Below are 18,205 nucleotides of genomic sequence, written 5' to 3' on the forward strand. Positions count from 1 at the left end.
TACGTATCCGGTTTTTCGTCCTTGTAGGCACGTCTGTATTCCATCCCGTACTTTTCTTCAAATCCTTCAATCTGGCCATGTCCGAACATGGGAAGCCCCGGCATGGTTACCATCATGGTGCATGTACCAAAATATTTATCCCCCTTTTCGAACTGTTCAACGGCAGTCTGCTCATCGGGATTATTCATGAAGTTGACAAAGCGTCTTAAGATTTCAGGGTCAAATTCCAATGTGTTTTTCATAACGGTGCGGTATTTGGCATTGTCCTCATCTCTCAACATATTCATAAATGCGCTGTTATAAACCCTGTGCATGCCGAGTGTACGGACAAAGTAGCCTTCGAGGAGCCAGAATGCTTCGGCGAGAAGTAGTGTGTCGGGTGCTTCCGCAGCCACACGGTCCACAACCTCCCTCCAGAATTCTTTTGGCATAAGCTTATTGAACTCATCTTTTGTAAGACCAAATTCTGCACGTGTAGGGATAGCTCCGCCCGTACCCGGTTCCGGGAACCAGAGCCGCTGATAGTGTTTTTTGGTAAGGGTCATGGCTGCATCAAAGCGGATGATGGGGAATTTCCGTGCTACATGCAGGATGGTCTGTATCATTGTCTCACGGACTTCAGGATTCAGGTAATTGAGCTGTGCAGTATCATTCCAGGGCATGCTTGTCCCGTCATTACCGTGATAGATAAATTTTTCGCTTCCAGTCCATGAATCCACGCGTTTACATACAACAGACGCATCGGTGCGGTTATAATAGTGGTCCTCAATATAGATAGCTACCCTCTCATCATGAGAGAGGTTGGGACCGCCGAATATGTACCAGGGGAAGGGGTTGTAATTTAGAGAAACAAACCAGTCGGGATGTTCTATCATCCACCTTGAATAAATACCCACATGGTTGGGAACCATGTCGCTTGCAAGACGAATGCCCCGCTGCCATGCACGATTTTTCAAGCTCTGGTATGCTTCTTCACCCCCCAGATCTTCTGAAATTGTGTAATCGAACAAAGAGTATGCCGATGGTACTGCCTCAGGGTTACCACACAGCTGCTTGATCTTTTGTGACGCAGGGCTTCGTTCCCATATGCCTATGAGCCATAAACCGGAAAAACCCTGCTGCCCAAGCATGTCTAATTCTTCATCGGGAATCTGGTCAAGTCTGGTTATGGAAAGGCTATATTTTTTGGATAACTGGTCAAGCCATACATAAACATTTTTTGCCATCAAGACCAGCCTCGGCATCCAGTCCCTGTCAGGACTGAAAAGTTCAAGTTCAAGTTCCAGCCCGATATACTTGTAAACCTCAGCAAGACCAGGCCCCATAAACGTTACCTTTTCTTCTTCCTTGAAGAGGTCAAGGCTTTTGAGAAGGCGATATAAATATTTACGGAGTAAGAGTTTCCAATGTGTACGGATATATTCTAATTGTCCTGAAAGCGAATAGGGGACGATTACGGCAGGGCTACGAAGCATATCCACAAGTGATTGGTTATAAGGTCCAAAAGAAGGCTGGGTCTCGAAGAATCTTCTTAAACCCGAAATGATTTGCAAATATACCGTATTTTTTTTCAGGACTGTATCATCGAACAGTTCAATAAATGGTGAGAATGCCGGATTCATGTTCGCAAGCCATAGCAGAAGCATCTCTTCCAATATAATCTGACGATTAGGGATGTTGGCAGTTTCGCTATTTAGATAAGTTTCAATTGTTATTTCCTGCCTGTAGACTTTAACAGGAGGAAATTCGTCCAGAAAATTACGCAGGGATTTATCGACTTCTTCTTTACCGAGGGCTTTATTTAACTGGATGAGTGCCTGGTGTATAACATCTTTGTTTATCTGCTCTCGGTACAAACCTACCATGTAGTGGAGGATTTCATCAATAAGCCCCATGGCATTAATTTGCCCCGGTTTCACGGCACGTTCTGAAAAATTGACGAGGTCTCGCTTTTGGTTCATCTTCTGTGCAAAAACACGGGCGGCGTGAAAATTGGCAAGAATAACATTCCCGCTCAGAGAAAAAAGAGATCCATCAAACTGGTAAAGGTCTCTTGCCTTGCGGGAAATATGGAATTCCATACTGGGTAATTGAGCCATCATGCCCCTTTTGGATATAAGAATGACAGGCAAGCAAATGCTAACACAGGCACTTTTGTTAGTCAATATAAGCAGTCAGTAATTAGCCGTCAGTCGTCAGTCGAAAAACTGAGAATGGAGGGCTAAGAGCTGACAGCTAATAGCTGAAAGCTGGTTTTTGGCATTGCTTGACTTCTTGCTCCTTGGCTGTTAAGCTGTTCTGTTAATTTCGCTGGATAACATAGAATATGAAAGGTCCATCAATAATAACAATCATTAAGGGATTAATCCTGATGTCACGACCCCCCTTCCATTCGGTGGGGGTTCTGCCTTTTATGCTGGGCACTCTTCTGGCTTACCGTATGTATGGGGTATTTCATCTGCCGGTCTTTATATGGAGTACTGTTGCGGTAATTTTGATTATGCTCAGTACCTATTACAACGGCGAATACTGTGACATTGTGGAAGATAGACTTTTGACTGCCATGGGAAGGAGTGCATTTCATGGAGGGAGCGGAATTATAGCTGAGGATGTTTTATCCTATAAATATGCAAAAATTGCAGGGTATGTCGCTTTAGTACTGGCAGTCATTATCGGGTTAATTCTCCAATTTCATTATAAAACAGGTCTCTGGACAATCCCGCTGGGTGTTATTGGTATTATATCGGGTTTTTTTTATTCTAAAATGCCGGTACGCTGGGTAGCCAAGGGAATAGGTGAAGTGCTTATCGGGATTTGCTACGGCTGGTTGCCGGTTGCCGTATCCTTTTACATTCAGAGTGGAACTGTTGATAGTATTGTTTACTGGGTTTCACTCCCTATTGCCTGTACCATTTTCAATGTCATCCTCATCAACGAATTTCCTGATTATCATGCCGATTTGATTGCGAAGAAAAACCATCTTGTCGTGAGACTTGGAAAAGAAAAGGCAGCATACCTGTATATTTTGATAACAGTTATAGCCTGGGTTACTTATGTGTTATCTGTGAGACAGGGATTACCTTCAATCGCATTGGTCTTTTATGCTCCTATTTTTATGGTTTCATTGAGTGTGGTTATTATGATGCTCTGCAAAAAGTATCTTGACAGAAAATTACTGGAGATAATGTGCGGCCTGACGATAGTGACCAATTTAGGGACTACCCTATCATATATCATTGCTGTCTGGTAAGGGGCTTTTAGTCAAATGAAAACTTTGAGCTGGCCCTTAAAACGCATATTCTGGCCCCCGAGCTTAATCATAAAGCAGTTTGGGAGCGTGCTTTATTTTAAACACCTTATAAAATGGAACGGGTTTAACAGATGGTTGTTTAAGCACAGTTTTAAATCCCTGCCCGTGGCTGCTGGTTCTATTGGTATGGGCTGTATTGGTTTTCCTTCCCATCCCGCATGGGAAGTAACTGCTGCCTGCAACTTAAGGTGCATCCACTGTCATGCCACATCCGGTAAACCTGCGAAGGATGAATTGACAACTGATGAGGCGAAAAGGTTTATAGATGAATTAGCCAGGATTGATGAGTTCCGTATGCTTGTTTATACTGGTGGTGAGCCCCTTGTACGTCCAGACCTTTTTGAGTTGCTTGAGCATTCAAAGAAAGCAGGGTTGGCAAATGTTATTGCTACGAATGGTACCCTCATAGATGAGGAAGTGGCTTTTAAACTGAAAGAGGCGGGTGTTGTAGGGGCTGCGGTGAGCCTTGATTCATCAATGAGTGAAATACATAACAGGATCAGGGCGAACCCCGAGGCTTTTGAAATGGCAATGCGCGGAATACGTTCAGTAAAAAAGGCTGGTATACTTTTGCAGATAAATGTCACTGCGATGGAATACAATTTTGCTACCATGGATGAATTGATAGAGCTGGCAGATGCTCAAGGCGCAGGGATCATGTTGATGTACCAGCTTGTTCCTGTGGGCCGGGGAAGCAAAATTGAAGAGGCAACACTTGATGTGAATGAAAATGAAAGGTTGTTAAAGTTTTTAATTGAAAAGCAGAAAAATATTTCTACAATCATTGAACCAGTTGCTGGTCCTCAATACTGGCCTTATTTGATGGAACAGAACAAGAAAACACATCGTATCTGGATGAAGCTTGCAGAGCAAGTATTTAATGGCTGTGCTGCAGGCCGGGGCTTTGTGTATATCAAGGCAAATGGTGATGTATGGCCCTGTCCATTTGTTGAAATAAGCGCTGGTAATGTTAGGGATGAATCTTTTGAATCTATATGGCGGGGTAGTGATATATTTACCAATTTACGGAACAGGGAGAATACATTGCATGGCAGGTGCGGGGATTGTAAATACAGAAAGATATGCGGTGGCTGCAGGGGGCGTGCAATGGCGTATAGTGGTGATTACTTAGCTGAAGACCCTTCGTGTTTTATACATACCTCAAATAATTGTGGCTGATGTCAGTTCACCAGGCCCAGCCTAATCTTTTTAAGATTTTCCTCAATTGCTTCTAAGTACGGGATCTTCGGGCTATTAAAATGGTAGGTCAGGTGTGTATATACGGAACCCATACTTTTAAAGCGCACCATAACTACATTTTCAAAAAAATTGGGGGTGTTCCTGATTAAGTGTTCAGCACTTTCAAATATAATTGCACCGATTTCATGCAGCCTTTCAATTCCCTCATGCCGGTATGCTTCTTCGTACTCTTTATAGAGTATTGGCAATTTTTTCAAATAGTTATCTGCAGACATCTGTCCCAGAAAATCTGCACTTCCGAGTGCATAACCAAGTACCCTTCCTTCTTCTGAGTTGAATTGGATATCATTCAGATTAACCTTCACCCCCGTACATTTAATGGCATTCTGGATGCCAAGTATTTTGTGATTTTCAAATCCCATCTGTCTTAGATAATGACCTGCAAAATCAGCACTTCTCTGTATGTGGGTAAATGTGTATTTGGCCCCTGTACCTTCAATGTCATCGATGGTTTTCATGTAACCTGTGTCGTGCATGAGAACCCCGATAATCCCCATATCAAAAAAATCTTTCGTAATTTTTGGTGTCTTTTCGCTTTTATTCCATCCGTCTATTATTTCTATGAATGGTGGGATAGTCTGCAAGGTGTGAGAAAAATCGTGATATTTTGCATCACACCCTTGAAATCCCTCCCTCTTGCCGTTAAAGAGGTCAATCACATCATTGAATATTCGTTCAATAATCTCAGTATTGTCATCTCCATAGTTACTCTTATAAATTGACTTGATTTGATCTATGATGTTTTTGCAAATCTGATTTTCCTTCGTAGACATAGTTTACACCGTTTTATAGAATTTATTATATGAACTGGTTATACAAGGTTATAAGTGTATAGCAAAAAGGGAACATAATAAAGTAAAAAATTTATCCATCGGTGATTAAAAAGGGATATAGCATTATAATCTTCTTTTCAGGTACAGAAGGTAATAGTCCTTGAAAAATATACTGTAGATTATAATTGTTAGTATGAGGCTCAGGGTTGCCGATATATAAAGCCTGTCCGCTAATAGATGTTTTACAAGAAATATTGAAAGGAAGAGAATAACTCCCGCGAGAAGGGATTTGATTATATCCCTTACGGTTTTTTGCGTCAGTCTATAACCGGTTTTTTTCCTCAGAATGATATACAACATTGTGAAGTTATAAAAAGACACAATAGAGGTTGCGAGTGAGATACCGAGGTTCTGAAGGGGGACCATCAGGATGACAGCAAGGATAGCGTTCAGTGCGATTGAGGTGATACCGATGATGGCGGGTGTTCTCATATCATGGAGGGCATTGAAAATTCTCACGAAAGAGATAGAAAGGGCATAAAAGAGAAGCCCTGTACTATAGCCAAAAAGCGCCCTGTTTGTAATAAATGTTTCCCTAACAGTAAAAGCACCCCTTTCATAGAGTATCTTTATGAAGACATCACCCATAGAACAGAGGAGTATTGTGGAAGGTATTAATGTTATACAGAGGAGAATGATGGAGCTATCTGTATGGGCAAATATGTGCTTCCAGTCCCTCTCATGGTAAAGTTTTGAAACCTTTGAAAATGTGACAGTGTAGATAGGGACAGCAAACAGGCTGAATGGCAGGATGAAGATTCTGAAGGCATAAGATAGGGATGCTACCTCTCCGTGGGGGAGGAATGATGCTATGATTCTTCCGACAAAGCTGTTTATGGGCACTATGGATGTTGCAATAAGTGCACCTGTGAAGAGGTTTTTTGCTTCCTTTATTGAAGGATGGCTGAGGGAAAGTGTGGCTTTATAACTGATGTCAAACTTTCTTAAGTATGGAAATTGTATGATGATTTGAAGAAAAGAACCCACAGTAACCCCGATGGCAAGGCTGTATATACCGATTTTACCACTCAGGGCGAGTGCCGAGAGTATAAAAATAATATTCCACAGTATACCTGACATTTCCGGGGCTGCAAAATGTTCCTTTGCATTGAGAAATGCCTTTATTACCGAGAGAATCGCATGGAGAGAGATAACGGGTATCATTATCATAAACAGGTATTTTGTGATCCTTTTTGCTTCCGGGCTGAAACCAGGTGCTATTATATTTATAATACTTCCGCTGAATATCAAGAATATGACAGATATAAAAAGGGTGATGAGTATAGATAAGTTGATGAATGTCGAATATATTTTTGAGTATTCTTCATTGTCGTTTATATATTTAGTACATACCGGGATAAGAAAGGCACTTGTTGCCCCGGAGAAGAAAAGTATCTGTATTAATTCTGGGAAATTAAAGGCTACAATGAAGGCATCCACAAGTAATGTGGCACCAAATAAATATGCCTGGATAGCTTCCCTTACATAACCGAGAGGTCTGCTTATCAGTGTAATGATGGTGATTACAGAGCCTTTTTTTATAATATCCTTTGCTGGATTTGTTGAAGGTTGTGATTCAGATATTTTCTGTTCCAATATTTTTTCTCTTAACGGTTCTACGAAGTTTATTGATAGCTTTTTGCTCTATTTGTCTTATCCGCTCCCGTGTCACACCGAATAACTTTCCAATAGCCTCAAGGGTTTGCGGTTCTTCTCCATCAAGCCCGTATCTTAAAATAGTCACTTTCTTTTCATCACCACTTAACGTGTCAAGCCATGATGCAATTTCTTCAACCCTTTTTGTTTGCTCAAAGGCTGATAGTGGTCCTTCGGTTGAAGTATCTGGCAAGACCTCTTCCAATGTCAGTTTACCATCCTCATCGATGATAGTCTCGAGTGAATATGTTTTTATGACCATAGAAAATAGGTTTTTAATAAAGTCTATGTGAAAACCAGTATCGCGGGCTATTTCTTCAGGGGATGGTTCTCTGCCATCTTCCTCCATATAGTTATTGATTAATTTTGATATTCTATAAATCCTCGAAGAGATGTGTACCGGTAATCTGATAGTCCTTGAGTGATTTGCGATTGCCCTTTCTATTGATTGCCTTATCCACCATGTTGCATATGTAGAGAGCCTGCATTTTCTTGATGGGTCAAATTTTTCTACAGCTTTTATTAACCCTATATTTCCTTCTTCGATGAGGTCAAGGTTGGGAACCCCCTGATTTGCATATTTTTTTGCAATTTTCACGACAAGCCTCAAGTTTGCCTCTATCATCTTTCTTCTTGCATCAAGATCCCCCATAGAGATTCTTTTGGCAAACTCCCTTTCCTCTTCTTGAGTTATGATTGGAAGTTTTTTTAAATCTTTCTCATAGAGTCTTTCAGCCTTGAACTCCTCTTCAACATATATGTTGATATTCCTTTCTTCCTTTATTCCTTCCAACTGAATTCTCCTATAAGTTTTACAAACCTGCATCCTCCATAATTATCTTCCCTGTATGTACCCCCACCCTCTTTTGTATAAATCATCAATTCCTGCAGATGCTCGTCACCTATTGGGATTACGAGCCTGTAACCTGTTTTTAATTGTTCAAAAAGTGGTTCTGGAGGGCTGGGAGCAGCAGCGGTAACTATAATACCACCGTATGGAGCATGCTCTTTCCATCCAAGTGTTCCATCGCAGATGGTTATAACCACATTTGTGTATTTAAGATCATCAAGGGTCTTTCTTGCCCTTCTTGCTATTGCCGGAATTCTCTCTATTGAGTATACCTGTTCTGCGAGCTCTGCAAGAATGGCGGTTTGATAACCCGATCCTGTTCCTATTTCAAGGATAGTTTCATTACCATTTAAATGAAGTGCCTCTGTCATAAGGGCCACCATATAGGGTTGGGATATTGTCTGTTTTTCCCCGATAGGAAGTGGATGGTCCTCGTATGCTTGTGGCCAGAGGGCTTCATCGAGAAATAAGTGCCTTGGCGTTTTTTTCATGGCGTTTATAACCCTGACGTCACTTATCCCCCGCGGTATGATTTGCTTATCAACCATTTGCTGCCTTTTGCTGTAAAATTCGCCAAACATCATAAAGAGAGTTCTTTTGCCCTTTTGCTTGCCTTTTCTATTGCTTTTATTATGCTACCCTTGAAGGCCCCTTCTTCAAGTGATGCAAGACCGGATATGGTAGTTCCACCAGGAGAGACAATCATTTCTTTCATTAAAGTTGGATGAATCCCCTCTTCCTCCAGCATTTTTAAGGTGCCTTTTACTACCTGGGTGGACAGGATTTTTGCTTTTTCCCTGGTGATGCCCATTTTCACACCCGCATCTATCATAGCCTCAAGAAAGAGTAGAAAAAATGCAGGACCGCTTGCACCGAGGGCTGTTATCGCATCCATAAGTTCTTCCCCTACCTCTACTATTTTTCCAAGAGGTGAAAACATCCTTTTTATTTTCTCCATCTCTTCTTTTTGTGTAATCTTGTTAGATGTTATGCCAATTGCCCCTTCACCAACCTTTACACAGATATTAGGCATGGCCCTTATCACTTTCACGGGTTTCCCGACAATAGATAATATATTTGAAGTAGTTACCCCTGCCATTATGGATATGATTACCTTTTTTTCATTAAGAAAGGGGGCAATATTTTTAATAAGCTCTTTTGAATCTTGAGGTTTTATTGCTATGATTATATAATCCGTTTTCCTTACTAATTCTTCCAGTTTTTTTAGACATTTTACACCGTATGTTTTCTCTATAAAGTTTACTCTGTCCGATTTTATTTCTGAGCACAGGATCTCCTCTTTTTTTAAACCTTTTTTCAAAAGAGCCTTCACTATAGCTTCGCCCATATTTCCGATACCAATTATTCCGATTTTACTCATGCTATTCCCCCATTCACTCTAATATAGTTTTTGTTTTAAATTTCGCATCTGATTTAAAACTATAAACCATTAGACAGGATATTTTAAAGTTAATTTTTTAAGTTTTTCAGTTTTTTCCATTATTGGTGGTGTATTAAGAATTATGCATTTCTTATTACTGGCTGCTGATAATACTGCTTATCCTACAATGTGTATCTTCTTCTTTTCAGGCTTTTTTTAAAGAAGTATGTATGTTGCACCCGGTCCTCCATCACACATCTTCGAGCTTGAAAAGGCAATAACCCATTTCCGGTTCTTTCTTATTTAAGTTGCATTTATAGGGTTAAGTTTTGGGTTTAAGAGTCCACAATGTTGATGGATTTTTAACCGGAAGTAGTCAATATCCTTATACCCGTATGCCATTCGTTTCAGTCTTTTGATCTTGTTGTTGATACCCTGTAGATGCATAGGTTACTCCCTGGTATTTGTATGGTTGGCGAACCAAAAGTATACCAGTTTTCATTGTAACCGATGCTTTTTGCTTATTGATATATAATTCTAATGGGTTAGAAAGATTGTTGCACTTTATTTAAGAAAGAACCGTATTTTTGAGTGGGTTCTTTCCCTGTCGGTTATGTTACGAAAAAATAATTTTCATTCAGCTCAGACATTACTAAAAATAAGGGGAAATATTTTCACCGAGAATTGCTGGCTTAGATGCCCTGAATGGTAAAATTTTGACAATACCCTGTATTTATAATAGATTAACAGTGTGATTACTCTGACAGCTAAAGCAGTCAGCTTCTCGCTTCAACAAGGGGCATTGATACACCGCCTCTCCACGAAGGCTCAATCCAAGCCTTTTGTAAAATATTCAGGGCTGCATTTATATCTCTATCAAGAGACAGCCCACAAAAAGGACAATTATGAACTCTAACAGCAAGATACTTTTTGACAATATTGCCACATCGGGAACATTTTTGAGATGTTCCGTTAGGGGTAATCTCTTGATACCATCTCCCAGCGTTTTCAGCTTTGGATTTGAGTATCATAAGAAACATGCCCCAAGATGCGTCAGATATACTCTTAGCAAGATGCCTATTCTTAACCATATTCTTGATATTAAGGTTTTCAACAGCAAGTCCATCGTAACTTTGAACAAGCGAATATGCAATTTTGTGGCAAAAATCAAGTCTCTGGTTAGCAATTCTTTCGTGATGTTTAGCAACCAACAAACGAGCCTTTCTTCTGCGATTAGAGCCTTTCTGTCTACGAGAAAGTTTCCTTTGTGCTTTGATAAGTTTTCTTTCAGACAGTTTCAAATATTTAGGTGGTGTGATTTGTTTTCCATCACTCGTAGAAATAAAGGCCTTAAGACCAACATCTATTCCAACAATCTTACCAACTTTAGGAAGGGGGATAGACTCGGTTACAACAGTAAAAGAAGCATACCATCTGCCATTTCTTCTGGTAACAGAAACAGTTTTAACTTTTCCAGCAATATGTCTATGCCACTTGACCTTGACACAACCTACATTTTGAAGATAAAGTCGGTTATCCTTAATCTGGCAACCATCGCCAAGCACGGCATAGGCTATCGTATTAAATCTATCAATAGACTTAAAACGAGGATAACCAGGTTTCCCTTCAGATTTAATTCTACGGAAAAAAGCCTTGAAAGATTTATCAAGTCTTCTCAATGTTTGTTGGAGAGAGCTATAATTGCAAAGAGCAAGATTTTTACTTTCCTGCCTGGTTGGCAGACAGGTCTTTTTAAGTTTTGGAATAAGCCCTGTAGCCTGAGCGGCGTAACCGATCCCCTTGCCAGTTTGTTCGTAAACTTCTTTCCGTTGAGCAAGGGCTTGGTTATAAAGAAAGCGATGTCCTTCAAGCTGTGTCGCAAGGGTTTGTGTTTGCTTTGTGGTTGGATAAAGTCTGTATTTGAAAACATTTATCATTTATTTCTTTTTCTCTCTATCCCAATAAGGAGATTTACATTTCGGACAAATACGAATTTCTTCTTGTTTAGGTATCCATTGATGCCCGCAGCGTTTACAGTTAAGTTTTATAAGTTTTATTTTCATACCTTAAAGTATAGCCTAATAGTAATTATTTGTCAAGTAAAATCTTTAATGAGAGGAGGATACGCAATTCCCCTGACAGCTAAAGCAGTCAGTCCTCTTGCGTGAATTTTCATGGATAAACCTTAGCTTTTCCTGCTCGTTCAAGTTTTGCAGGAATAGAGAATCCTGTTTTAATAACATCCTTAATCTCTTTTAATGTTGCGCCTCGCTCTCTTGCTCTTTCTAAAGTATGAGGATCAATTTGAATTTTCATTTCTCACAATGTCTTTTGCTTGCAACATTCTCCCGCAATTTCATTTTATTTGCAACTGGATTTTAGCAGTCAGCCAGTAATGCATAGCTGAGAGCCAAGAACGGAGAGTTAAGATTTTGACTCATAATCCACGCTTGCGGTCTGCTTTTCCACTTACCACTCACCACTCACTGTGTCTTTAGGGACACAGTTTCATACTGTGCATTATTAACCTATCCCCCTTTTTCTCCATTTTCTTCCAATTTCAATCTATTTGCAACTGAAAAATGATAAAAGATGTTGTTATGTCTTAAATTGCTAATAGCTATTGGCTAACTGCTATTGCCCTGTCCCCAACACTCTTTTGCTAATAAGGGATTGTGTTACGTAAGATGGGCATTGCGGAGTGGAGCAAAGAAAAGCCTGTGATGTTTCCGGCAAGGTAGAGAGCCCCCTGGAATGCAATGGTAGGGAGATGGGGGGAAGCGCTTGCCGGATAAAACAGCACAGATACTTTTCTCTCCATGGAGCACGAGCCCGAGGAGTAATACAATTCCTTATAAAATTATTCATGGGACAGGACAATAGACAGCTAATAGCTGGTTTTTTATAACTCCAGCCAGGAATCTGAATACAGTGTCTTTCCGAGGAGAACCCTGGTGGTCTTTACATACTCTATTTCTTCCTTTGAAAGCTTCAACAAATCCACTTTCTCTCCATCCAGCACCTTATACACGAGGGCTTCGAGCTCCGGCATCTTCCCCTTCGCAATCGCCTTTAATTCTTCATCAAAGGCATCAACAATCGCTGAATGCATACCATAGCACTTAAGCATTATCATATAAGTCCTGTTTAAAATCCCTCTTAGATGTGTTGGGGCTCCGTTTGAGACATTTGAAAGCCCGCAGGTCGATTTGGAATTGGGCGCAAGCTCGGAGAGCATCATGACAAATTCTGTGCATCCCTGAACCTGCATCTGCTGACTATTTATGGGAAGAACTATGGGGTCAATCCATATATCCTCTTCAGGTATCCCGTAATTTGCTGCCTCCGCAATTATTTGAGCGGCAAGGAGTCCCCTCTCATTTGCATCCCTCGGTATGCCTTCTACACCAAGGGTAAGCCCGATAAACCCTGCATTATACGTTTTCGCAAGTGGCATCAACGCACCCATCCGCTCAGGCCGTACTGAAATAGAATTGATTAGTGGCCTACCCTTATGAACACGCAGCCCTGCCTCCATTGCCTCCACATTAGTTGTATCGAGGGAAAGCGGTAAATCCACAACCTCTTGCACAGTCTTCACAACCCACTCCATAAGTTCCGGTCCTCCCTTCCGTGCAGGTCCAAGATTTATATCGAGCATATCCACACCTGCTTTGGCCTCTGCAAGAGCCATTTCTCTAATGGGATTCGGGTCTTTCTGCTTCAGCGCCTCACCAATCTTTTTTGACATAACGTTTAAATTTTCACCGATTAATATCATAATAAACTCCCCTTTTTCCTGAACCCTTGGCCCCTTGAATCCTTGGACCCTTTGATATTACGGTTTCCACATCCTCAAATACGCCGGTATATGGGCTGCTTCCCTTGGACCTATGAGGATTTCCCAGCCAGGGAGCTCTTCCTCAAGGTCTCCGAGTATCCCTGCAGCATATCCAGGGACTACAAGCTTTTTGTGCTTCACCTTCTCAAAAACACCACACTTTTTTATGAAGGCCCCGACTAAATCACCAACAAATTTTCCCGCTGCCCATGCCGTCATTACTGATAATCCTTCTGTATCCATCACGCAAAGCCAGCTCGGAACCCTTGAATTCTCTATCTCACCGCTTACGATGAAGTATGTAAGCGAGAAGTTGCACGTTACAAGTACAGGTGATGTTTCATCAGGATTGTTTATTGGATAGATACCTTCCTGGGTCGTCATGGGTCTCTGCGGGTCTGTGTATATATTCAATCTCTGGAGCAGAAGCGGAAAGATGCTCTCCCCCTGACAATCACTCAATACAATGATACCTGCATATTTTGCAACAAAACATGATGCAATGAGTGTCTCCTTCATGAGATTGTCTGTCATTTCCGATGGAAATACTATGGTCGGGAAACCGATGGGTTTATACTTGCCAATAAGTGCTCCCCTTCTTATGATTACCTGTTCCTGAAAACTATCCTTCACCGAACGTGTAGATGTATCTATCACAAGGTCTTTAAGCCCTATGCCGGTAAGCTTCTCCGTTAAATCTGCAACACCTTCAATACCTTCCCCTTTCACTGAGAGGGGGCATCCATACTCCTTTGCGAGGGCACCGAATGCCTCGTAATTGTCCTTCGTTGCAGCATAGATGAGTGGTCTTTTCGCCTTAGAAATTTCAAGTGCCTCTTTCATTACAGATGAATCATAGGACATAAGGATTATGCTGTATGGCTCATCGCACGCCCTCTTCACAAGATTAATAAAATTCTCTTTATTCCCTGTTTCTTTTAAGGAAACAAGTTCCGGCCTCAGTGTTAATCCAACCCGTTCATACTGATATTGTGCAAGTTTTGAAAACCGTTTGTCCACTTCCCCATCATCCATCTCACCTGTTATAAGGATGGCAAAACCGGGTTTATTAAAGAATGTCTTTTCGTGCCTGAACAAGACCGTCTCACCGCCAATTTTTACCTCATAATCTCCAACCCCTATCGTGACCTGCCTTATAGGAGGGGCGCTTGCATCGGATAGCTCAGCCCTCGCCTCATCACTCACGTGGGGACAGGCATCGAGCTCCACCTTGGCTGCTGCAAGCGCCATTGCAAAGGCAAGACAGGTTGGATATTTGCATTCACCGCAGTTCGTTTTGGGAAGAAGCTTGAATATTTGAATTCCCGTAAGCGCCATTCTTGTCTCCTTTCCTTTATTTTCTTGAAGGATTCGAGGATTCGAGGGTTCCAGGGTTCGAGCGAATTTCACTTGAATCCTCGAATCCTTGACCCCTCGAACCCTGTGTTTACCGTTACATCAGTGGTTCCATGTTCACACATGGATGACCCTTTTTTGTGATATACTCGATGACTTCTTCTTCTGTCCTTGCTACAGTCTCATCAGCAATCATATCAGGAAAATTCGTTATACCAAACTCTTCTCCCCTCTTTTTAAGGCGATCATATATTTCTTCTTTCAGCCTCTTTGGCATCCACACAACCCTCAAAAGCCCACCATCTCCCTTTAAAAATTTTCTCTGTGTAATGTTATATTTACTGTGCCCCAGAAAACCCGGCGTCTGGGCACCACCACCGACTGAGCCTGCAAGGGTTGTAAACTTCATACCGCATGGGGTCATATCAGTATAATCCCTGTCTACCGTCATAATGCCATTAGCCATGGGTAGCACCGCTGCGATACATTCACAGCAACCGCATGTAGTCATTGGGTCTACCATAAGGCTGTAAAAACTCACAGATTCAACCTTCTGCCGGGAAGCCTTTTTTACGTACTCATTACATCCCTTAAACTGGCCATACCGCTCATCAATATTCTCACCCTTCTGCACGGGTTGATTAGGCCCTGCTGGATTTATCTCGTAGGCTGCACGGCAATCCAGCCAGTTGTATGCACCACAAAGACCTGTTCTCTCAGGGCTCACTATACATACGTGATTAGGCGCAAAAGACTGGCACAGTATACATGAGTAGAAGGTGTCCACACTTTCATCGGTCATACCCTCAATCCTTGTATCCCTGTGTTCATATGACGCACGTGCCTGCTCAAGAATCTCTTTTACCTTATCCCCTTTTGTATATATCTTTATCTGAACTTTATCAAAGATTGCACCGAAATCCTGATGGTATTTTGCATGGATAATCTTGCCTACATGCTCAAGTCTAAAACCTTTTTCCACTGCCTGTTTTGAAATCCTTATCCATGCAATATCCCTCTGTCCAATATGCATAACACCCTGAGCCTGGTTTATTAAATGATGGTTTTGTCTTTCAAGTATCGGCTCAAAATCTTCCTGAAAACTGCGGCCTGCAACCTCCGCTACCATGGCAAAGTCTAACCTTGTTCCTGCCAGTACATCCGTTACGTCAGGCCCGATGACTTCAACCTTGCCATCTTCCACCTCTTCCATTCTTTTAGAGGTTGTCCATTCTACTGCTAAAGTCCTTCCACCCCCCATCTCAAGGTATATATCCTCACCGCGCACCCTTTCACCTTCAAAGGCAGGTCCATACGAAACAGGTATGGGGACCTTCGAGACTTGAACCTTCAAGCCCCTTACCTCAACTGCCTTTTGCACTATCTGGTCGTGAGGTATGTTTGAGACCACATGCTCGTATGTACAAATACCTGTAGGCAGGACCTCAGGTATTGGTGTGTCTGCAATTGTCGGGAAACCCCAGTTGATGGCGCCTGCAGCATTTGCATACCATTCATCCGTAACATCTCCAAGGGCAAGTACAAAGGCATATGTCCTGTCTTTATTGTAGATAAGGTTCTTTCTGAAATCACCAGGTTTTATGCCCCCGAAGGCCATTGCAACGCGACACGCAAAGCCTATGGCAAAAACCGCCTGATATATATCAGGGCCGAACGAGACAAGTCTTGTTGGCCAACCTATCTGAACATTTGCTTCAACAAGTTGTTCGGCAAATCTTTTTCCTTCGTGCTCAGCACACATAAACACATAGAGGTTCTTCTCCTGAAGCTCAATGGCAATCCGGGCAGCAGTTTTTGCGTCAGGCGCTGCACCAACAATGGCAGCAAAACCAGGAGCTGTCCCATCGACAAACTCTACCCCCCTTTTCCTGAAAATCACATCATTTGCGGCACCAAGCCATATTGTCTTATTTGTTATCTCTTCGCTATTTGCCATATAAAAATCCGGTTCCTCAAGGTACCTTATCGCCTCTATACATTCCTCTGCAAAGAACGTTGCCATACCGGCATCAAGGGCAGGTGCGAGATAGGGAAGCGGTGTCTTCTCTTTCACGGGTGGTGGAATAAGCCTTTTACATATATCAAGGACACGCCTCATATCTTCTATCCTTGCAACACCAATACCTGTTATTGCATATATAATCGGGAGATAGTAGGCCGTATTTGGAAAACCTACCTCCTGCTTCGGGCCAAATTTCTCAAGGGCTTCTCTGTATTTTTCTTCCGCCCTATTATAAATCTTATGTGCCCCTCTAATAGCTGCCGATGCTATAATCTTCGACATCCAGTGCCCTCCTTATTAATCCAGTGCTCTTCTCATAGCCATATCAAACAGTATTCTGTCCCTTGCTTTATCTATCCCTAAAGCCTTTCTCTTTTTGTCTATATGGTCAAGCATAAGACGTGCTGCCTTTTCAGGGTCCTGCTCATATGCCCACATCCCCTTGAACATATCTTCATACTCCTCAAAGAGATGTTTTGTAACGTTATCACTGCCTATTGTGGGCCATGTTGTGCCAAACACGGTAAATATACCTGAGGCCACAAAATATTGACCAATAGCCATGGCTTTCTCGCTCATCCATTCAGGTGCTGCCCCTGCTGCCGGAAGGTCACTTATGTCATCACCAAGGCCACCTTCCTTAACCATAGCAGTTGCCGCAATTAGAATCCTCGAATTATCCACACATGCGCCCATATGGAGGACAGGTGGAATACCCACTGCCTCACAGACCTCAGCCAATCCTGAACCTGCATACTTGCGCGCTGCCTCAGGGGTCAGAAGCCCTGCCTTTCCGCACGCCATTGCCGCACATCCTGTGGTCAACACAATTACGTCATTCTTTATAAGTTCCTTTATCATTGTAATATGGGCCAGATCATGTGGTGTCCTGACATTATTGCACCCCACAACACCTGCTACACCTCTTATCCTGCCATTTATAATATTATCATTTAACGGCCTGTAGCTTGCCCTGAAGAGCCCGCCCAGCAGATAATTTATCGTTTCATGGCTAAACCCAACAACTGTATCCTGGGTATGGTCAGGGATATAAACCGCATGTCTTCTATTCGGGTAGTTCTCTATCGCCATCTTCAGTATCAGCTTTGCTGTGTCCAACCCATTTTCCGGATGGAACTCTATATGTGTCGCACCTTCTATCTTTGCCCTGTCAGATGTTGTGATAAGCCTTGTATGAAAACATTCTGCTACATTCTGAAGCCCTTGCATCTCACACTGAACATCCACGGTCATAAGTTCTACCGCACCTGTAACAAGTGCAAGTTCCTGCTGGAGAAAGTTCCCCGCACAGGGAATACCGTGTCTCATGAGCACCTCATTTGCAGAACAGCACATACCTGCAAGGTTAATACCCTTTGCACCAACCTTCTCTGCGAGCCTTTTTATCTCAGGATCCCTGCTCGCAACAACAAGAAGTTCAGGGAGTAAAGGTTCATGACCATGGACAACCACATTTACCTGGTCTTCCTTCAAAACACCAAGGTTCATACTTCCAAGGACCGGTACAGGGGTTCCAAACATAATATCCTGTAAATCTGTAGAAATCATGGAGCCACCCCATCCATCCGCAAGGGCCGAGCGTGTTGTCTGCTGGATAATATGCCTGTAATCCTGGTCAACACCCATGTGTGTCCTGTGCATAATCTCCACCACTTCCCTGTCTATCCCTCTCGG

The 18,205-nt window shown here is 42.2% G+C and carries 15 protein-coding genes and 1 pseudogene; 2 read left to right on the forward strand and 14 right to left on the reverse strand.

Features of this window, described 5'->3' with window-relative positions; translation table 11 throughout:
* Positions 1-2,102: alpha-amylase family glycosyl hydrolase (locus NTU69_00840; protein ID MCX5802076.1), on the reverse strand; the 2,102-nt coding region annotated here is incomplete at its 3' end.
* A 311-nt stretch (positions 2,103-2,413) separates the two neighbouring features.
* Here NTU69_00840 and NTU69_00845 point away from each other — a divergent pair.
* Both NTU69_00845 and NTU69_00850 read left to right on the forward strand, forming a co-directional pair.
* Complete coding sequence (locus tag NTU69_00845; GenBank protein ID MCX5802077.1) at positions 2,414-3,250, forward strand: prenyltransferase; 837 nt, start codon at positions 2,414-2,416, stop codon at positions 3,248-3,250.
* A gap of 15 nt (positions 3,251-3,265) precedes the next feature.
* Positions 3,266-4,489, forward strand: coding sequence for a radical SAM protein (locus NTU69_00850; GenBank protein ID MCX5802078.1), 1,224 nt, complete (start codon positions 3,266-3,268; stop codon positions 4,487-4,489).
* A 2-nt stretch (positions 4,490-4,491) separates the two neighbouring features.
* Here the strand turns inward: NTU69_00850 and NTU69_00855 are convergent, their stop codons facing one another.
* From NTU69_00855 to cooS, 13 genes and pseudogenes are all read right to left on the reverse strand, one after another.
* Positions 4,492-5,343, reverse strand: coding sequence for a hypothetical protein (locus NTU69_00855; GenBank protein MCX5802079.1), 852 nt, complete (start codon positions 5,341-5,343; stop codon positions 4,492-4,494).
* A 123-nt stretch (positions 5,344-5,466) separates the two neighbouring features.
* Positions 5,467-6,999 (reverse strand): murein biosynthesis integral membrane protein MurJ, encoded by a 1,533-nt coding sequence (murJ, locus tag NTU69_00860; protein ID MCX5802080.1) that lies wholly within the window; start codon positions 6,997-6,999, stop codon positions 5,467-5,469.
* A complete protein-coding gene (locus NTU69_00865) occupies positions 6,980-7,852 on the reverse strand; it encodes a sigma-70 family RNA polymerase sigma factor (protein ID MCX5802081.1) in 873 nt (290 codons plus the stop codon). The genes murJ and NTU69_00865 overlap by 20 nt, the downstream gene beginning before the upstream one ends.
* Entirely contained in the window at positions 7,840-8,490 is a 651-nt protein-coding gene (locus tag NTU69_00870; protein MCX5802082.1) for a protein-L-isoaspartate(D-aspartate) O-methyltransferase, read from the reverse strand. The genes NTU69_00865 and NTU69_00870 overlap by 13 nt, the downstream gene beginning before the upstream one ends.
* Positions 8,490-9,290 (reverse strand): pyrroline-5-carboxylate reductase, encoded by an 801-nt coding sequence (gene proC, locus NTU69_00875; GenBank protein ID MCX5802083.1) that lies wholly within the window; start codon positions 9,288-9,290, stop codon positions 8,490-8,492. The genes NTU69_00870 and proC overlap by 1 nt, the downstream gene beginning before the upstream one ends.
* A 303-nt stretch (positions 9,291-9,593) precedes the next feature.
* Positions 9,594-9,740, reverse strand: a pseudogene (locus NTU69_00880) (transposase).
* Between the two features lie 326 nt (positions 9,741-10,066).
* Positions 10,067-11,227: a transposase gene (locus NTU69_00885; GenBank protein ID MCX5802084.1), complete on the reverse strand. Its 1,161-nt coding sequence runs from the start codon at positions 11,225-11,227 to the stop codon at positions 10,067-10,069.
* Positions 11,228-11,462: 235 nt separating this feature from the next.
* Positions 11,463-11,606, reverse strand: coding sequence for a hypothetical protein (locus NTU69_00890; protein ID MCX5802085.1), 144 nt, complete (start codon positions 11,604-11,606; stop codon positions 11,463-11,465).
* Positions 11,607-11,952: 346 nt separating this feature from the next.
* Positions 11,953-12,111 carry a hypothetical protein gene (locus NTU69_00895; protein ID MCX5802086.1) on the reverse strand — a complete coding sequence of 53 codons (159 nt, stop codon included), beginning with the start codon at positions 12,109-12,111 and terminating at the stop codon, positions 11,953-11,955.
* An 81-nt stretch (positions 12,112-12,192) separates the two neighbouring features.
* Positions 12,193-13,071 carry a dihydropteroate synthase gene (locus NTU69_00900; GenBank protein ID MCX5802087.1) on the reverse strand — a complete coding sequence of 293 codons (879 nt, stop codon included), beginning with the start codon at positions 13,069-13,071 and terminating at the stop codon, positions 12,193-12,195.
* Positions 13,072-13,128: 57 nt separating this feature from the next.
* Complete coding sequence (gene acsC, locus NTU69_00905) at positions 13,129-14,469, reverse strand: acetyl-CoA decarbonylase/synthase complex subunit gamma (protein ID MCX5802088.1); 1,341 nt, start codon at positions 14,467-14,469, stop codon at positions 13,129-13,131.
* Positions 14,470-14,584: 115 nt separating this feature from the next.
* On the reverse strand, positions 14,585-16,792 hold the full coding sequence (acsB, locus tag NTU69_00910; protein ID MCX5802089.1) for an acetyl-CoA decarbonylase/synthase complex subunit alpha/beta: 2,208 nt from the start codon (positions 16,790-16,792) through the stop codon (positions 14,585-14,587).
* Between the two features lie 15 nt (positions 16,793-16,807).
* Positions 16,808-18,205 (reverse strand): anaerobic carbon-monoxide dehydrogenase catalytic subunit (gene cooS / locus NTU69_00915; protein MCX5802090.1); only part of this gene is annotated, 1,398 nt, incomplete at its 5' end.

This window comes from Pseudomonadota bacterium (assembly GCA_026388215.1).
Taxonomy (GTDB): domain Bacteria; phylum Desulfobacterota; class Syntrophorhabdia; order Syntrophorhabdales; family Syntrophorhabdaceae; genus JAPLKF01.